The following is a 17,435-nucleotide window of genomic DNA, read 5'->3' as shown; positions in this document are numbered from 1 at the left end:
TGCAAGGAATTTGAGGTTTATTCGTTGATTTCCTTGCTCATGATTTCAACAAAAACAAGGCAAATCCCTTGTGGATATTGGATTTAAGATTCATTATTTTTGCTCACCTCAAAAGGGTTTTTGAGGGACAACGTGGAATTCTCTAATTCAAAAGGAATTCTTGCCCCTTGGAACGGATTGTTGTGTGGACAACAACAATTTCCATTTTGAGGCATTGAATTCCTTTTTGTTTTGCTTCACAAACCTAGACTTTTTTTCAGGGGGAACTCTAGTTAATGATTATACAGTAGGGGATGTTAATTTTCTGTTGAATTATAATGGCAGAAAAGTTATAGCAGCATGGGGAGGACTTTATGAAAGCCGGACTTCAAAATCAGCTAAGAAGACTATTCCTTGCGTTTTCTGCAGGATTGCTTCTGGCAGGATGCAGCAGTAACACGGAACAACCTGTACAAACAGCCAATCATCTTTCCGCCTCGTCTCAACCGAATGCCAATCTGCCTTCTGTAAAAATAAATGGGCGTTGGGAGACAGTAAAGCATGTTGTGGATGGAGATACAGTTGAATCAGAGAGCGGAGAAAAAATCCGCCTCATTGGTGTAAATACACCTGAAACTGTAAAACCGAATTCATCTGTGCAACCCTACGGGAAAGCAGCCAGTGATTTTACGAAATCCCAACTTCAAGGAAAAAAGGTATTTATTGAACAGGATGTTCAACCAAAAGACAAATACGGACGTACACTGGCTTACCTGTATTTACAAGAGCCTAAAACGGAACAGGAAATCGAACAATACATGTTTAATGCGATCCTTCTTAAAGAGGGATACGCACAATTAATGACGATTCCACCCAATGTAAAATACGCGGATTTATTTGTGAAACTCCAAAGACAAGCGCGAGAGAGTAATAAAGGTCTTTGGTCACTGGGAATTTACAAAGATTCGGTAACATCCACAAATGACGTATTTACCAACGATGCAACAACAAATTCTGCTCAATCAAGTCAACCGTCTACGCCATCAACAGCGTCTACAGATGAAGTAAAAATTGTTTCCCTGACATCACCTGTATCTCCTGGTGATAATACGACGTTAGTGGCGCAAGTACCGCCAAATACGCAAGCAAACATCACTGTGTATTATAAGAGTGGTACGAGTAAAGCGGAGGGATTGGAGCCCAAAATGTCAGATTCGAACGGGCATGTATCCTGGACTTGGAAAGTGGGAACAAGAACAACTCCCGGAAGTTGGAGAGTAGTGGTTTCAGCAGGAGGTCAAAGCGCCACCGCCTATCTTCAGGTGCAATGATTTTTCAAACAATGGCTGGAAAGTGGCAATAGAAAACAATGAACTGATCAGTGCGTTGTTTGGCAACGCAGATAAAATGTTTAAATAAGGGCTATATCCGTGTCTGCGGGTCATATCAGGAATCCGGAGGTACAACATGCCAGACAAGCCGAATAAATATCAGAAAAACGAGGAATTTGTTAAGCAGAATTTTTGGCCCCAATTAAAAAAGACCGCCGCCAAAATCCCTTTTGTGGAAGATGCAGTAGCCATGTATTTTTGTGCGGTCGATCCGCGCACCCCTCTTTGGGCGAAAATGACCGCTTTTGGAGCGCTGGCTTATTTTATTTCACCGATTGTAAAAATCAAGGGATTCGGATTTTTTCTTGTTGACAGAATCAGAAAGGCAAGATATTATAAATTCGTCGATATTAATTGATAATGATTATCAGTATCGAACCCGGTGGGTGGATTGCAATAACTTACATAAAGTGGGGGATTCCATTTGAAACATACGGTGCGCTTTCTGTTGGCAGTGATGTTCTTATCTATCTTCATGGCACCGTTTTCCGCAAGAGCTGCCAGTCAGGGAACAGAGAACATGAAAAAAGTGGAGCCATTTGTGGCAGAAGCGCTTAAAGCAGCCGAACAAGGCAATTTGTCAGAAGCACAGCAATCCTATAAAAAATTTGGCGACCAATGGCTGCAAATTGAATCCACTGTAAAGGACGATTCCAGAAAGGCATACAGCGATATCGAGTCAAACATGGGGCAGGTCCAATACGCTTTTATGCAAAACAAGCAGGAAGAAGTGGTCAAAGCGCTGCAAGGTCTGCAAACTGTTGAGGAAGATTACATCAGCGGAAAGTATCCGAAGGAACAAGCAAGCCAACTGCAAGCCCAAATTACGCTGTCCGATTTTGTTGGCATGTTGCAGCAAGCTAGGGGAAAGGTTCAAAACCATAACCAGCAGGCTGCTCTTTCTGATATCACGAAAGTCCGTGAAGCTTGGCTCAGTGTGGAAGGGAATATTCTGGTTCAGTCAGCCGCCGTTTACAACGACTCGGAACGCGACCTGGTCGCCATAAATGCGCTGATTTCCGCAGGCAATTATGAAGAGGCCGACAAACTGATTGGTCAAATGGTTGGATACTTGACGCCGCTTACCGAGAAGACCGGATATACCATGTGGGATGCGGCAATGATCCCGATTCGGGAAGGACTTGAGGCGCTTCTGGTGGTTGCGGCATTGTTGACCTTTGTGAAAAAGTCAAATAGCGGCAAGGGAAGAGGCTGGATTTGGAGTGGGATCGCAACAGGTTTGGCGGTAAGTGCGGTCTTGGCGTTTATTGTAAAATTCGTATTCTCATCCGGCGCTTTTGGTCAAAACAACTTCCTGATCGCAGGCTGGACGGGTGTCATTGCCGCCGCGATGCTGCTTTATATGAGTTACTGGCTGCACAGCAAATCAAACATTGCCGAATGGAACCAATACATGAAGACCAAAAGCCAGAAAGCTTTGGAAACGGGACGCTTACTTTCACTCGGAGTCCTGTCTTTCCTGGCTGTCTTTCGGGAAGGAACGGAAACTGTACTTTTCATTATCGGGATGGTGAATCAGATTGGCACCCAACAATTGATACTGGGAATTTTGATTGGTTTTGGCATCTTGGCGGTGATTGCCTATTTGATGCTGTATGTGGGCATCAAGCTGCCGATGCGTCCATTTTTCCTCGTGTCCAGTTTGATCGTCTTCTATCTGAGTTTGAAATTTACGGGGCTTGGCATTCACAGTTTACAGCTCGCGGGGGCGCTCCCTTCGACAATTTCTTCAAGCCTGCCAAGCATAGCTTTTCTCGGGTTTTATCCGTCTTGGCAAAGCGCCATACCGCAAATCCTATTGCTGCTGTTCGCACTGCTGATCTTGCTCTGGAAAAAGATCAATACCCGCTTAACTCCGACAGAAGAAACAAGTCAAGCAAAATAAATATTAATTCTTCAAAAAACAATTTTAGGAGGAAATAAAAACATGAAAATCGTAAACATGATGGCAGCCGCAGCTTTGATTGGAACATTTGCCCTGGCGGGATGCAGTTCTTCCGCGCCGTCCACTTCATCTTCGACAAAAAATGAGACAGCAGCACCTACCGTAAAGGAAGGAGTCACGAAACTTCTGGCTGCAGCCAATGATTTGAAAACGCAAATCACGGCGGGCGATGAAGCGAAAGTAAAGGAGTTAGGCCCCAAATTGGAAGATATCTGGAAGACTTTTGAAGACGACGTAAAACCCAAATACCCGGATCTCTATGAGAAAGTAGAAGAATCGCTAAATCCGACAATTGCAGGCAGTAAAGCAAGTCCGTTGGATAAACAGGCACTATCGAAATTGAATGATCAGTTGATACAGGCATTGAACGAACTGGCCGATAAGGTGAAGTAAAGAATGAGAGACAGTGAGTCGTCATATTGCAAGAGACGGCTTGCAGTCTCTCTATTTTAGATTTACACTGAAACCATGAAAATGCGAGAGGGGTTCCATACATATGAAAGAATTGCAATCGAAAGGGAGAATCCTGCTGGGACCAGGCCCCAGCATGGTTCATCCGGATGTTCTGAAAGCGATGGCAACACCGCTTGTCGGACATTTGGATCCCTATTTTTTTGAAGTTATGAACGGGACAAGGGATATGCTCCGATCCGTATTTGGCACAGAGAACGAAGTTACGATTCCTATGTCAGGCACCGGCAGTGCCGGAATGGAAACGGTGTTTGTGAATCTCGTGGAACCGGGGGACAAAGTCGTTATCTGCATCAACGGTGTATTCGGCGAGCGGATGAAAGATGTGGCGGAGAGGTGCGGTGCCTCCGTAGAAGAAGTAACCGCCCCTTGGGGGGAACCGATCGATCCGCAGCAAGTCCAGAAAGTGCTTCAGCAATCGAAAAACGTCAAACTGGTTGCGATCGTGCAGGCGGAAACGTCGACAGGTGTCCGTCAGCCGCTGGAGGAGATCAGCCGCATTGTGCATGAGCACGAGGCGTTGTTTGTTGTTGATTCGGTTACGGCATTGGGCGGTATTCCGGTGGAAGTCGATAAATTGCAAATCGACGCTTGTTACTCCGGCACACAAAAATGTTTAAGCGCTCCGCCCGGATTGTCTCCTGTCACACTCAGTCCGGCTGCGGTCGATATATTGCGAAACAGAAAAAGCAAAGTGCAAAGCTGGTATCTTGATTTGGGAATGATTTCGAATTATTGGGGAGAGGACCGGTTCTATCACCATACTGCCCCCATTTCAATGGTATTTGCGCTCTATGAAGCACTCCGTATCCTGTTGGCAGAAGGATTGGAAAACGTTTATGCCCGGCATGCAGAAAATGGCAAGCTGTTGCAGGACGAACTGCAGAAAGCCGGTTTTGAACTGTTGGCGAAAGAAGGGTACCGGCTGCCGCAAGTTACATCGTTCCGGCTGCCGCAGGGAGTGGACGATGCTGCACTCCGCAAGCAGCTTTTGCAACAATACAACATTGAAGTAGCCGGTGGTTTGGGAGCTTTAAAAGGACAAATTTGGCGCGTAGGTCTGATGGGGTATTCGTCAAATCTTGCCAATGTCCGTTTATTTATGACTGCGCTGCAGGATCTGTTAAGCTGACGCTACATTTGACTGCGTGTATGAAGGTACACCGGCAGGGGGACAATTTGGTAGCCCTCCCGCTTCAGATCATCCAGGATCAAAGGCAATGACTGGATGGTCAGGGTACGGTCCAGCCCCCCGTCGTGTGCCAATAAAACTCCTCCGTGGTTTTGATCGATCAATTTCATTACCCGTTTTTCTACTTCCTTCGGAGTCGTTGTGGTATGATTTTCCACGCATACATTCCACAAAATAATCTGTTTGTTCATTTCGCTGGCTGTTTCCTCAATGTTAGAACTGAGATTTCCTCTTGGCGGTCGAAAATAGACGGGAACTGGTGCTCCAGGACCAAGTATTTGCTGCAGGACATGATCCGTTTCGGAGAGTTGACTGTCCACCTGATCTTTTGTGAGATTTTCCAGGTGGGGATGCGTGTACGAATGGTTCGCGACAATATGGCCGTCTTTCGCAATTTCCTGAACAAGCTCAGGGTGTTCCGACGCGTTTTGCCCTATGATAAAAAATGTAGCCGACAGATTGCGCGCTTTTAATATTTGCAAAACGGCTGGTGTGAATCGCGGATCCGGTCCGTCATCAAACGTGAGTGCCACCATTTTGTCAGGCACACGTGCCATCATGGTCTGAGGTTCACGGAGCCGCATGATCCAGGCGAACACAACACTTGCAAATATAATCAGTAAAATAAGGACAGTTTTCCAGTAAGGTCGCCGATCCACCATATCTGTTTTCACCCCCAGTTTCAGTTTATCCTGTGCATGCTTTTGTTCCTGCTGGTTTTACTCTACGGCGGTGCAGCGTCAACCTGCAACAATCAAGTTTTTCCACATGAAAAAGGCTTCTGGCGAGGCATATTCAGGAAAAAAGCCGACGGGATGTCCGCCGACTGAATGGTTTCGTTGTTTATTTGTTTTACCGTTTCGGTCTTTTCATAAAACTGTAGAGGATAAATACGGCCAAAACAAGGATGGCAGCCACGATGACGGGACGCACATAAGGTTGTGCGATCTCATTGATTTGCTGCCAGTTGCTCCCTAATTGGTGACCCAAGAAAAGGAAAAACAAAGACCAGGGAATCACGGCCAGCGTAGTATACAACGTAAATTTCCATGCTGGCATTTTTACAATCCCCGCCGGTATGGAAATCGCATGCCGAACGACTGGAATAAACCGTGCGGTGAAAATCACGCCAGGTCCATATCGGTTAAACCATTGTTCGGAGAGATCGATCTGTTTTTTTCGGATCAATATATATTTCCCGTATTTCTCCAAAAATGGGCGTCCCCCATAGTAACCAGCCCAGTAGAGGAATAGTTGGGCGATTACCCCGCCGATCGTGCCCGCAATTAAGGCCCCCAGAAATGTAATCTTTCCAAGCGAAATCAGGTATCCGCCATATGCCAATACAATTTCACTGGGAATGACTTCGATCATGAGACCTAACGCAATGCCGAGATAGCCTAGATCCGTTAATGTCATTAAAACAGTATAAGCGAAATCCTTCATGAGATCATGATTCTCCTGTCCTCGAATTCTGTCCTTTATAGCGTATCAGTCTGAATGACTTGTTTCAATCATTTTTATGCAAGCGCACGTCTGATTTTGCCAACGGTTTCCTGGGGTGGAAACGGTTCTCTCGCTTTTTGACCTTTGCGATGCAAATACTAACAAGGGAAAGGAGGGATTTTCTGTGTCACTTTTCATGACGGTTCGGATTGCTTGCAGTGTCCTGATTTTGTGTGCCCTGTTACCCTATATTCAAATGGAAAGGACCTTTGCGGAAGTTCGTGTCACGGAGTTGCCTCCCTCCCGTCCTTTCATGGGAGGCGAGTTAAAACAGCCCCCTCCACAGGAAGAAAAAATCGCTTTGGCTGACTGGCCGTCCATCGAGTTTGGTGAAACCGAACGGGCGATTCGCCCTTCCCGCAGAGCCCTCTTTCATCCACCGAAAATCCCGGGCGACAGCAGCGGGCAGCGGCCCGCTTTCGATCATCCATTGGCGGCGGCAAACGGTTATTTTGATTGTATCCATGATCTAAAGAATCGTAATCCATTACCGACCGTTTATTCCTTTTACGCAAACCATTCTAAGCTGCATTGGCCATATCAGGAGTTTACACGTTCATTTGATAAGCTTCTTTACGTCAATTTGCTGCAGTTGGCATATGCCCCGAACCGATCAACAGAAGAAGAAAATCCAACCTTTTTCTTTGAAATTGAGACCGTACAAAAATCGGATTCGTTTAGCCGTCTGGAGTCTGACTGTTCGTTTGCTTACTACTACGGTTATGTAACAGTAACGGAAGAGCGGCCGAAAGACTGGAAGATTGAGCGCGTCGAATTTTATCCGGAGGATTTTCTTAGGTCTCATCCGGAATCTATCGGAAGGAACAGCATCAAAAAAGGGCAGGTAAAGTGGATAACACCGACCGAAATTACGATTTCCGATGAGCAAATCGAAGTCAAACAAAAAGATCGGACGGGAATCCTGCACCGTTACCTATTCTGTCGACTGACGAATGGTTCCTTGCAGATGATTGGGCGGTTTCGTATGACCACAGATGGCCGCTGGGAAGTTTATGCATTTGATGCAGGATGATGAAAGTGTAAAGTTCGTGTATACTATAGCTAATGGCATGGGGCAAACATTGAAATGGAGGAATCGGGGTGCTGAACAACTCTATGGCTGAGCCTCTGTATGACCAACCGGAAGTCATACTGAAGCTCGACCGCAATCAGATTCCGGCTGGAGAACTTTTAACAGGCAGTTTTTTTATCTGGCCGGATCTAGTAGGGCGCACTGACACTGCCATTACCATTGAATTTGTGATGAAGGCGCAAGTGAAAGATGAGGTTGTAGAACAGAAAATTGAGGAGTTGCAGAGCGAACTGCCAATTGTTTCCGATGACGGGAGCGTACAGTACCATTTTTCGTATCGGCTTCCCAATTGGCTGACCGTTTCCACGCATGCGGTTCGTTACTATTTAAAGCCGCATTTTGAATTAAAAACTCCATGGCTTGATTTTGACGGTCATCTGAACGGGATGGAAGCGATTATTGTCAAACCGAACCGAGTGCAGGCCCATCTAATCGATCTTTTATCGCAACTGGGGTTTCAGGAAAAATTGGATTCTCGCTTTTGGGATGGAAACTACCAGGAATTTGATTTTGTGGCAGGCAAGTCTGCACAAACGGATGTTAAAGAACTGACGATCTGGTTTCAACCTTTGGAACAAACAACGCGTGTTCATTTGTACCGGACCAAACATGATCCTGTCAGTTTCGACCTCCAGTCGCATCAGGAACAGGACGCGGTCGATCTGTTGAGGAAATACTTGCATCTGGAATAAATGAAAAAGCCCACCCCGTTTTCAAATGACTGGGATGGGTTTTGTTCGTTTTTATTTGAGAGATTTCAAATACTTGGCAACCGCTTCTTCTTTACCTGCTGCAAGCCCCTTGGGCATTTGTCCTTTTCCGTCTGTCAGAACCTTGACGATATCTGCTTCGCTCATGTTTTTCGTTACCTCATGCAGATTCGGACCGAATCCGCCTTTCAGATCCGCACCGTGACAGCTGGCGCAAGTCGTACTGACAAATTTCTTTGTGGCTGCGTCCACTGCACCGCCTGCAGCTGCCGGTTTGGCTGCGCTTTCTTCCTTGGGAGCTGCCGCCGTTTCGGCTGCTTTATTGGGATGCAAATCATAAATGATAACTCCGACTCCAAACACAATCCCTAACAAAGCTGGTACTGCAGCAACCAAAAAACCTCTAAATGTCTGTTTCATGACTGGATGTACCCTCCCTTTCTCCTCTCATTATCCTATCACAAATTGAAAGATTGGGAAACGGAAAACCGAAACCGGGTGTTTATTAAAATTTGACGTTTTTGTTACAATGGATATCGAGGGAGGGAATGACCCGATGACGGAGAAACAGTTGGTTGAACAAATACAGCTTATTTTGGAAGAACGGATGGGTGCTGATCAACCTCTTTCCGAACCGGCCGCCGATCTCTTGGCGAAAACCGTATTTTCGCTTCCGCCAATTGAAAAACGGGAGGCGAAACGGTCGTCGCATCAAACGGTTCGCATTTATCGGGAAAAATATGAGTGGGTACCGCTTACGATCGTGTTTGAAACAAATGAGCGCGGGCAAGTTGATATGTTGCGTGTTCATTCCCGCCATTTCACACGAGAGTATTGCAAATAAGAACAAAAAGGAGAAGATGAGGTATGAGATTGCATGGCAAAACAGCTGTCGTTACAGCAGCCAGCAAAGGGTTAGGAAAGGGAATTGCGTTAAAATTTGCACAGGAAGGCGCTCGACTGGTAATTGCCAGCCGCAATGAGGCGAATATTCAGGCAACCGCAGAGGAAATCCGCAATCAGACAAAAGCGGAAGTCATCGCGTTGGCAGTTGACGTTGCCCGAAAAGAAGATATCGATCAGTTGGTACATACTGTCCAAGCCAATTTTGGTGCGCTTGATATACTGGTTAATAATGCGGGGGGACCGCCTGCAGGATCTTTTCTTGATTTTGATGATGAAGCATGGCAGAATGCTTTCAACTTGAATTTAATGAGTGTGGTGCGCGTCACGCGCGGCCTGTTGCCATTGATGATGAAACAAAAGTCGGGACGCATCATCAACATCACGTCAGGTGGGGTAAAACAGCCGATTCCGAATCTGATTTTGTCCAATGCGATTCGGGCAGCTGTCAACGGTGTTAGCAAAACGCTGGCGACAGAACTGGCGCCGTACGGCATTTTAGTGAACAATCTGGCGCCTGGACGAATTGATACTGACCGCGTGCGGGAACTGGATCAGATTACAGCCAGCAAAACGGGTGCTTCTATCGAACAGGTAAAAGGCACCTGGACCCAACAAATTCCGCTTGGCCGTTATGGAGAGGTGGAAGAGTTTGCAAACGTGGCTCTTTTCCTGGCTTCTGACGAATCCAGCTATATTACGGGCCAAATTTATGTGGTTGACGGCGGACTGTTAAAAGCGTATTAATGTACTGCTCCCGTCCGCTTCCTCATAGGATAAGAAATAATCGACCGTGCCAATTGTGCACGTATGGCCGCTTATTCTGTCTGTAATGAGGGGGAGGCAGCATGAGCCAAAACACTTTGACCTTCACGTACGCCAAGCAGGCCCAGAAAACCATTTTGCCAGATCGGCTGTTGCTTCCGGAAATGTCTCGTCAGGAAGGGCTGGAATCGGCCAGTTTTCCACAAACTTGGATGGGTGTGCCGTCACAAAATTATCAGGATGCTCTGCGTGAGCTCGATAAACTGGTCGGTCTCGGACCAGTCAAGGCTATGATCCACGAACTGGCGCATTATACGGCTGTTCAACAGTTTCGAAAGTCGCAGGGATTCAAAACGCCGTCGATGACGCTGCACATGGCCTTTTTGGGGAATCCGGGCACAGGCAAAACGACGGTGGCGAGACTCTTGGCCAAACTTTTTCATCAAATCGGGATTCTTAAGGAAGAGAAGTTTCGGGAAGTGAGCCGTGTGAATCTGGTTGGCAATTATGTCGGACATACGGCAAAAGATACCCTGTCCGTTTTGCAGGAAGCAAAAGGCGGCATTCTGTTCATTGACGAGGCGTATTCATTGGTTCGCGACAATCCGAACGATTTCGGCTTGGAGGCAGTGGAAACACTGCTCAAATATATGGAAGACCACCGTGATCAGATTATCGTTATTTTTGCCGGTTATCAAGAACCCATGTTAAAATTTCTGAACAGCAATCCGGGGTTGATTTCGCGCATCCCATACCAATTGCAATTTCCCGATTATACGATGGAGGAGTTATTGGCGATTACAACTGCTATCGCAGCAGAATACGATTATGAAGTGTCTGCCGGTTACCAGAAAGCGATTATGAACCAATGTTTTCGGGAGAAGCAAAAGTACAATTTTTCCAATGCCCGATTTATCCGGAACTGTGTGGAAAAAAGTATCCGTAAACAAAACAGCCGATTGGCGAGAACACCCAGTTTTCGGGCGGACGAACTGAATCGGCTTGTAGAGGAAGACTTGTAAACCGTGTCATAAATTTCCCTCTTTCTTTTCATCCTAGGATGGAAAGGAGGAGACATTTATGATCGGCAGGATTCTGTTGGTTGGCTTTCTGACAGCTTGTTTGTGGCCGATGCAAGTAACGACGGCGGCGGAAACCGGGCATTCCCAGTTTATGATTCAGAATATCCCGGTGCAACTTCCGTACATGCCGCTTTCTATGGGGGATGATACATCAGTTGATGTATATTCGCTAAAAACGGCGTTGTCCGTTACGGTGGAAACCCGAAAAACGGAATATGTGATCCGCTACCAAAAACATCAACTGGAAGTTGAACCTGGCAGGGCAGGAGCCTTGCTGGACGGAAAATGGCTGCTACTGAAACACCCGCCTGTCAAAACGGAAAGGGGACTCCTGCTGCCGCAGCGCCAGTTGTTTGATTTGCTGACGGTTCCCTATCATGAGGCAAATGGTCATTATGTGATTGATGCGGAGTCAAAATCGATAGCCGATTTGCAGAAGACGGTTGAAAAAACAGAATCAGTCAACCGTTTACGGGTGAAAATCGGGTTTATCGGAGTCATTCAACCTGACCGTTGGCTGGTTGCGGCGACAATTATAACAGGTGGCCAACCGGTTGGCTTTGGAAATCTTTACGAAGCTGCCAGAGAAACAAAAGCGGACGGCACACGTACATGGAAGCTGACAAAATTGCGTACTATATCGGATACTGCCAATAGGGTCTATATGGAGTGGATGAAGAACGGAAGCATATTTGAGAATCTTGCTTCCGATAAACGTCCGGAATTTCTTGTTGTTGAAACGTGCGGCTGTACGGGACAATACCAATACGGTACGATGTTCAGCCTGACTGAAATGGGTTTTGTGCCGGTTTGGCATTCGCAATCCGCCTATGCGGGTGTACAACAGACAAAGAACGGTTGGGATCTGATTACATATCGGCGGGATGCAGTTCCGAACCGGACGATTGCTGCCATGCCGTATTGGGAAATTCATGAAACCTGGGACGGTCAATCTTTCGTAGTCAATAAACAGGAGTACCGTGACCCTTTAAAATGATGCTCTTTGCGTTGGAACAATTTGTTGGTACAATAGGGAGCACAGAAACCGAGGGGGTAAATGTGGAGTGAGTGACAATAAATTTTATGTCACGCAAGAAGGCTTGCGAAAACTGGAAGAAGAGCTGGAATACCTGAAAACAGAAAAGCGGGCGGAAGTGAAAGAACGTCTGAAAATTGCCCGTTCCTACGGAGACCTGAGTGAAAACAGCGAATATGAAGCGGCCAAAGATGAACAAGGCATGGTAGAGTCGCGCATCGCATTACTTGAAAATCGGCTTCGCAATGCGGTTCTAATCCGTGATGAAGATAAGGTAACAGGTGTTGTGACGATTGGTTCTACCGTTACGATTCGGGAAGTGCCAAACGGTGATGAGGAAGTCTATACGATTGTCGGACCGGCCGAATCAGATCCGTTGGAAGGCCGTATTTCCAATGAGTCTCCCATTGGGAAAAGTTTGCTGGGGAAACAACAAGGTGACAAAGTGGTGGTGCCTGCCCCAAACGGCGATATGACATTTGAAATTCTTAAAGTAGAATAATCGGACAAATCCCCCATACATATGGAATGATAAACCGTATGAGGGGGATTTTTTATGGCGGAACGAAAGACAAACAGATTGTGGTTCGCTCTGTTACTGTTGACTCTGCTTTTGGCAGCAGCGCTCTGGGAACTTAGCCAGACGGTTCGTACAAGCGGAGAAAATGTGGCGCAACCGGGCAACGTGGCCATTCGTTCTGTAAAAGTGTCGATTGTTACAAATGAGATAAAATGGACCAGTCCGGATGGAAAACAGGAGATCGAATCGTATCGCTGGGACCCGGGTATGATTGTAGTCCATCAGGGAGAGACTGTCGTTTTTGAGTTTTATGGAGTCAAAGGAGCGAGCCATCCGTTTGTGGTTGACGGGTACAATGTAAAGGGCGAGGTAAAACGGGGCGAGCTGAAAACGGTATCGTTTGTTGCCGACAAGCCAGGGACCTTTCAGATACGCTGTCTGGCGCATCCGGATGTGCAGCATCATGGTCCAATGGTTGCCAATCTGGTCGTATTGCCAAACTAGTGACGCTGCGCTTTCAATGTGCTATACTCAACCCGAGGGGGCCAGGTTGCGGTATGAAACAATATTGGGGAGAACGCCTGCAACAGATGCGTTCTTTCGTTGAAAGTTGCGAACAACGGTTTGGCATGACCAGCGAGGAATTTGTTCACTACTATCAAGAACTGGAGAGTCACGGTACGGAAGAGGAGTACCGGTGGTGGGTGTATCTCGCTTTTTTAGGCAGACGCTGAAAGCAGTTTCTATATATCGTAAAACGGCTGGGGCGGTATTTATGGATTACATTAAACAAACCAAACAACGATATGACGAATTGGCCCGCTCACACGAGTGGCGGCATACCGAATTGACACCAAGTCTGGTAGTTCGGTTTACAGCCATGCTTACAGGGGAGAGAATTCTTGACCTGGGAAGCGGCGCTGGTCGTGATACGTTGACGTTGAAGCGATATGGCGTACATGTGCAAGGGATGGACATTTCGGAAGAAATGTTAGCGGTTGCACAACAAAACGTGGGAGATGTCGAGTTTCAAAAAGGGGATTTCCGCAATTTGCCTTATCCGGATCAAAGTTTTGACGGGATTTGGGCGAATATGTCGCTGCTTCATTTGTCGCGTCACGATCTGCCCGTTGCATTGTCGCAAATTAAACGGGTCTTAAACGATACAGGTGTCCTGTATGCGTCGTTTCTGACCGGTGGCGATGACGGATTTATTGACGGGTTGTATTATGCGTTTTATTCGCCAAATGAACTGCACGAGATATTCGACAAAAGCGGCTTTGCCATTTTTGACGAACTGGTAAGCGGCGACTCGGTTCATCTGTTTTTGCGAAAAAAATAAACTGCGGGCTGTCGAAAAAGGCTTCCTCTTTTAAACGCCGCTTCTTCTGAATATGCTTCGGTAGAAGCCTTTTTTATGGCGGTCTCTTGCGGAGACAGGGTTACGTCTGCACGGCAACCCTGTCTCCTCTGCGGCTAGCTGCACTACGCCTCGTTGTCCCATTGCCGTTTCGGCTTTTGGGCCAAGGTATCCCGGTAAAACTGTTCCAACTCGGCGAACGTTCGGATTGGAGGAGAATTGACCGGCTTTTTTTGAACGGTGCAGGCAGTTTCATCGAGCAGGATATCACCGTAAGGACGCCGCAACAGATGTTCCCCGTATTTTTCTGCCAATTGGCGAATTTCGTGTTCCATCGCCTGTTTTTCTTCCCACATTTTTTCCAATCGCTCCATATGAATCAAGTAGCGGTCCAACAGTCCGGTTTCTTCCTGCGAATAGGCGGACGGTTCTGTCACAACCGTTCCCTGATAGATAAACGGAGCAAGCATCAATAGATACAGCACATCTTCCCGGTTGTGCTGAAGGATTTCATCCCGGATTTCGGGATTTTTTGTTTCGAGCCATTCCTGATAGCGGGCAGGCACATAACGCCCCGGCAGTTGATCCGGGCGAACAATGCCGTAAAAACGTTCCACTACCTGCAGCGCAGCGGAGGGGATAACGCCAGCGATTTTCATTTTGTCGGCGATTTTGTACAGATCAAGACTTGTTAACGGGTTGATTTGGAACGGAATATTCCAATACTGAAAGCGGTCATTCAGGAACGGAATATCAAAGCGGTCGCCGTTCCAGGTTACGATCACTTCCATTTCCCCCAGTTTTTCAGCCAGTTCAGTTAGAATCTGTTTCTCGGCAGGCGGTTCGTTCACAAAGTATTCAAGCGGATCTTCTTTCGAAAGCCCGAGGCAGGCGCTGACCAAATGAGCGTTCGGATCGTCACGCAAGCCGGTCGTTTCAATATCAAATGTACAACCCAAGCCGCTCTGCAGAGTACGGGTCAAATTCCGCTGCGGCGGTATGTCGATCAGGAACCCCTGCGCATCCGACTCCTGAAACAGACGGTCGAGATAGTCGTCCGCCACATGCCAGCATAAATTTTTGCCGTCAAAATAGCATTTCGGATATTGTTTGATTGTCTGCAGGACACGCAGGAAGGGATCCCCTTTATCTGTAAAAACGGCCACTCCGTTCCACCATTTTCGGACAATTTTCAAAAACGGTCACCTGTTTCCTTTTTGTTTAATGATAACATGGAGTTGTCCAATTTTACATCCGGCTATCCCGAATGGCAGAGGCGAAAGGGAGTGCTAGACAGCCAGGTAGCTCCGCAATTCTTCATACAGGGCATATGCGATATCGGACTGCATGAACCAATCATGTTTGACAGGTTTGTCCGTTCGGTACTGGTAAACCGCTGTACCGTAAAATTCCGGCCGGATGGCAACAAACCCGCTTTTTGTGGGAAACCAGTCGGCAAATACGATCGTTTCAAATTCAAACAATTGGCACACTCCTCATGGCAGGAAATCTTGCAGGAAATCGTCTCACAAGTTATGATTGACATTAAGTAAGTATCCTACTACAATTTATTTCATCGTTAAACAAAATAACAGGTTGCATGACTGGCGGAACCGTGGGATACCACAAGGGAGTGCAACTGAAGATACAGCCGACCGCCTGGGCTCCTTTGCTGATACGAGGGGTTCAGACGGTCTTTTTCCGAATATCACAGGGGACAAACATGGAGGGGTTCATGATGATTCGAGTATTGGTCAGTGATCCGATTTCGGAGCAAGGGTTAGGCAAACTTCTGGAAGCGGAAGACATTGTAGTGGAAAAGAAAACCGGTTTGTCAGAAGACGAATTGTGCGCCATCATTGCGGAATATGATGCGCTGCTGGTTCGTTCACAGACGAAGGTGACGGCCAAAATCATGGAACACGGCACTCGCCTGCGGGTTATCGGTCGGGCAGGTGTAGGTGTAGATAACATTGACGTTCCGGCTGCCACACAGCGAGGGATCGTCGTCCTCAACGCGCCGGACGGAAACACGATTTCCACTGCGGAACATACATTTGCCATGATGATTTCGATGGCACGTAAAATTCCGCAGGCGTACGCCTCGATTTTGCGGGGAGAATGGGATCGCAAAACGTTTGTCGGCGTGGAGTTGAACAACAAAGTCCTGGGGATTCTGGGCCTGGGCCGGATCGGTACGGAAGTGGCAAAGCGGGCGCAGGCGTTTGGCATGAAGGTGCTGGCGTACGATCCGTTTTTGACGCCGCAGCGGGCAAACGCTCTGGATGTTCAGCAATGCACCGTTGATGAAATCGTGGTGGCTGCCGATTTTATCACGGTCCATACCCCGTTGATTAAAGAAACGAAATATCTGATTTCGGAACGGGAATTTGGAATGATGAAAGACGGCGTGCGGATTTTAAACTGTGCGCGCGGCGGTATTATCAAGGAGGAAGCGTTAATTGAAGCGTTAAAATCGGGTAAAGTGGCAGGCGCAGCTTTGGACGTGTATGAAGAAGAGCCGCTCGCCAAAGAGCATCCGCTCAAACAGTTTCCAAATGTCGTGTTGACGCCCCACCTTGGTGCGTCAACCGAGGAAGCGCAGATCAACGTAGCGATCGATGTGGCGGAAGAAGTGCTGAAAGTATTGCGCGATGAACCGTTCCGAAACGCAGTAAACTTGCCGTCGTTACCGGCTGATAAAATGAAGCAGGTGGAACCGTACCTGGCGCTTGGTGAGAATATCGGCAAAATGGCTGCCCAACTCGTAGACGATCCGGTTACTAAAATCGAAATCAGCTACAGCGGTGATATCAGCAATCTGGAAACGGCTCCCATTACACGGACGCTGTTGAAGGGATTCTTGTCCTATCACCACGGGGAGGAAGTAAATTTCGTCAATGCGCCGTTGGTGGCTGAACAGGCAGGTATCCAAACGATTGAAACGAAAACTTCGAAACATAGCGTATTTACGAATCTGATCGGTCTTGAAGTTACGACTGCTACCCAGACCAAACGGATTGCAGGTACACTGAATAACGGTTTTGGACCGCGCATCGTCCGGTTGGACGGGTATGCGATTGACGCCGCTCCGGAAGGACGGATGATTGTTACTTCTCATCTTGACCAGCCGGGCATGATTGGACGGATCGGGATGATCCTGGCCGATGCGAACATCAATATTGCAACCATGCAGGTGGGCCGAAAAGAAGTGGGAGGCAAAGCGGTGATGGTGCTCGGAATCGACAATCCGGCTGGCCCGGAAGTCGTCCGGCAACTTGCTGAAATTCCCAACATTTTGGAAGTTCACCATGTTGAACTGTAAATCAAAATCGCTGTAAAATAGAAAATGAGAGAGGCCGTTCTTTGCCGAACGGCTCTTTTACTTTTAGACCGACACGGATGTCGGTCGTTCGACGTTGTGACAGGATGTCACGGTTTTAGTCGAACTTCCGAGTTCT

At 47.3% G+C, this 17,435-nt stretch carries 21 protein-coding genes and 1 riboswitch; of the genes, 16 read left to right on the top strand and 5 right to left on the bottom strand.

Going from position 1 to position 17,435, the window contains the following annotated elements; all coding sequences use genetic code 11:
• The first annotated feature begins 353 nt into the window (after window positions 1-353).
• From skT53_RS04425 to skT53_RS04405, 5 genes are all read left to right on the top strand, one after another.
• The gene (locus skT53_RS04425; RefSeq protein ID WP_200759963.1) at window positions 354-1,310 is read left to right on the top strand and encodes a thermonuclease family protein; all 957 of its coding nucleotides are present in this window, start codon (window positions 354-356) and stop codon (window positions 1,308-1,310) included.
• A 136-nt stretch (window positions 1,311-1,446) separates the two neighbouring features.
• Window positions 1,447-1,728 carry a YkvA family protein gene (locus skT53_RS04420; protein ID WP_226375333.1) on the top strand — a complete coding sequence of 94 codons (282 nt, stop codon included), beginning with the start codon at window positions 1,447-1,449 and terminating at the stop codon, window positions 1,726-1,728.
• 66 nt (window positions 1,729-1,794) lie between these two features.
• Window positions 1,795-3,276 (top strand): FTR1 family iron permease, encoded by a 1,482-nt coding sequence (locus tag skT53_RS04415; RefSeq protein WP_226375332.1) that lies wholly within the window; start codon window positions 1,795-1,797, stop codon window positions 3,274-3,276.
• Between the two features lie 42 nt (window positions 3,277-3,318).
• Window positions 3,319-3,729, top strand: coding sequence for a hypothetical protein (locus skT53_RS04410; protein ID WP_200759962.1), 411 nt, complete (start codon window positions 3,319-3,321; stop codon window positions 3,727-3,729).
• A 103-nt stretch (window positions 3,730-3,832) separates the two neighbouring features.
• Window positions 3,833-4,939 (top strand): pyridoxal-phosphate-dependent aminotransferase family protein, encoded by a 1,107-nt coding sequence (locus tag skT53_RS04405; RefSeq protein ID WP_200759961.1) that lies wholly within the window; start codon window positions 3,833-3,835, stop codon window positions 4,937-4,939.
• Window positions 4,940-4,941: 2 nt separating this feature from the next.
• Here the strand turns inward: skT53_RS04405 and skT53_RS04400 are convergent, their stop codons facing one another.
• A complete protein-coding gene (locus skT53_RS04400; RefSeq protein WP_200759960.1) occupies window positions 4,942-5,661 on the bottom strand; it encodes a polysaccharide deacetylase family protein in 720 nt (239 codons plus the stop codon).
• A gap of 190 nt (window positions 5,662-5,851) precedes the next feature.
• Window positions 5,852-6,445 carry an undecaprenyl phosphate transporter UptA gene (locus skT53_RS04395; RefSeq protein ID WP_200759959.1) on the bottom strand — a complete coding sequence of 198 codons (594 nt, stop codon included), beginning with the start codon at window positions 6,443-6,445 and terminating at the stop codon, window positions 5,852-5,854.
• Between the two features lie 184 nt (window positions 6,446-6,629).
• On the opposite strand from skT53_RS04395, the gene skT53_RS04390 reads away from it, so the two are divergent.
• Together skT53_RS04390 and skT53_RS04385 are read left to right on the top strand one after the other, a co-directional pair.
• Entirely contained in the window at window positions 6,630-7,538 is a 909-nt protein-coding gene (locus skT53_RS04390) for a hypothetical protein (protein WP_200759958.1), read from the top strand.
• A 68-nt stretch (window positions 7,539-7,606) separates the two neighbouring features.
• A complete protein-coding gene (locus tag skT53_RS04385; RefSeq protein WP_200759957.1) occupies window positions 7,607-8,290 on the top strand; it encodes a sporulation protein in 684 nt (227 codons plus the stop codon).
• A gap of 51 nt (window positions 8,291-8,341) precedes the next feature.
• Here the strand turns inward: skT53_RS04385 and skT53_RS04380 are convergent, their stop codons facing one another.
• Window positions 8,342-8,728 carry a c-type cytochrome gene (locus skT53_RS04380; protein WP_200759956.1) on the bottom strand — a complete coding sequence of 129 codons (387 nt, stop codon included), beginning with the start codon at window positions 8,726-8,728 and terminating at the stop codon, window positions 8,342-8,344.
• A gap of 136 nt (window positions 8,729-8,864) precedes the next feature.
• Here skT53_RS04380 and skT53_RS04375 point away from each other — a divergent pair, with 136 nt between their 5' ends.
• The 8 genes from skT53_RS04375 (at window position 8,865) to skT53_RS04340 (ending at window position 13,956) form a co-directional block, all read left to right on the top strand.
• Window positions 8,865-9,152: a hypothetical protein gene (locus skT53_RS04375; protein ID WP_200759955.1), complete on the top strand. Its 288-nt coding sequence runs from the start codon at window positions 8,865-8,867 to the stop codon at window positions 9,150-9,152.
• A 23-nt stretch (window positions 9,153-9,175) separates the two neighbouring features.
• Window positions 9,176-9,958: an SDR family oxidoreductase gene (locus tag skT53_RS04370; RefSeq protein ID WP_200759954.1), complete on the top strand. Its 783-nt coding sequence runs from the start codon at window positions 9,176-9,178 to the stop codon at window positions 9,956-9,958.
• Window positions 9,959-10,059: 101 nt separating this feature from the next.
• On the top strand, window positions 10,060-10,998 hold the full coding sequence (locus skT53_RS04365) for an AAA family ATPase (RefSeq protein ID WP_200759953.1): 939 nt from the start codon (window positions 10,060-10,062) through the stop codon (window positions 10,996-10,998).
• 58 nt (window positions 10,999-11,056) lie between these two features.
• Window positions 11,057-12,055, top strand: coding sequence for a hypothetical protein (locus skT53_RS04360; RefSeq protein ID WP_200759952.1), 999 nt, complete (start codon window positions 11,057-11,059; stop codon window positions 12,053-12,055).
• Window positions 12,056-12,122: 67 nt separating this feature from the next.
• The gene (gene greA / locus skT53_RS04355) at window positions 12,123-12,596 is read left to right on the top strand and encodes a transcription elongation factor GreA (protein WP_200759951.1); all 474 of its coding nucleotides are present in this window, start codon (window positions 12,123-12,125) and stop codon (window positions 12,594-12,596) included.
• 54 nt (window positions 12,597-12,650) lie between these two features.
• Window positions 12,651-13,118: a cupredoxin domain-containing protein gene (locus skT53_RS04350; RefSeq protein WP_200759950.1), complete on the top strand. Its 468-nt coding sequence runs from the start codon at window positions 12,651-12,653 to the stop codon at window positions 13,116-13,118.
• 53 nt (window positions 13,119-13,171) lie between these two features.
• Complete coding sequence (locus skT53_RS04345; RefSeq protein ID WP_200759949.1) at window positions 13,172-13,348, top strand: hypothetical protein; 177 nt, start codon at window positions 13,172-13,174, stop codon at window positions 13,346-13,348.
• A gap of 41 nt (window positions 13,349-13,389) precedes the next feature.
• Window positions 13,390-13,956, top strand: coding sequence for a class I SAM-dependent methyltransferase (locus skT53_RS04340; protein ID WP_200759948.1), 567 nt, complete (start codon window positions 13,390-13,392; stop codon window positions 13,954-13,956).
• 143 nt (window positions 13,957-14,099) lie between these two features.
• Here skT53_RS04340 and skT53_RS04335 read toward each other — a convergent pair whose 3' ends face one another.
• Both skT53_RS04335 and skT53_RS04330 read right to left on the bottom strand, forming a co-directional pair.
• Window positions 14,100-15,170, bottom strand: a complete 1,071-nt coding sequence (locus skT53_RS04335) for a ribonuclease H-like domain-containing protein (RefSeq protein WP_200759947.1) — start codon at window positions 15,168-15,170, stop codon at window positions 14,100-14,102.
• 93 nt (window positions 15,171-15,263) lie between these two features.
• Window positions 15,264-15,458 (bottom strand): hypothetical protein, encoded by a 195-nt coding sequence (locus tag skT53_RS04330; protein WP_200759946.1) that lies wholly within the window; start codon window positions 15,456-15,458, stop codon window positions 15,264-15,266.
• 106 nt (window positions 15,459-15,564) lie between these two features.
• A riboswitch (ZMP/ZTP riboswitch) is annotated at window positions 15,565-15,646 on the top strand.
• 66 nt (window positions 15,647-15,712) lie between these two features.
• Here skT53_RS04330 and serA point away from each other — a divergent pair.
• A complete protein-coding gene (gene serA, locus skT53_RS04325; protein WP_200759945.1) occupies window positions 15,713-17,299 on the top strand; it encodes a phosphoglycerate dehydrogenase in 1,587 nt (528 codons plus the stop codon).
• The last annotated feature ends 136 nt before the right edge of the window (window positions 17,300-17,435 follow it).

The organism is Effusibacillus dendaii, from assembly GCF_015097055.1.
GTDB lineage: Bacteria > Bacillota > Bacilli > Tumebacillales > Effusibacillaceae > Effusibacillus > Effusibacillus dendaii.
The sequence above is the reverse complement of the archived record's forward strand: the minus strand, read 5'-3'. Positions and strand labels throughout refer to the sequence as shown.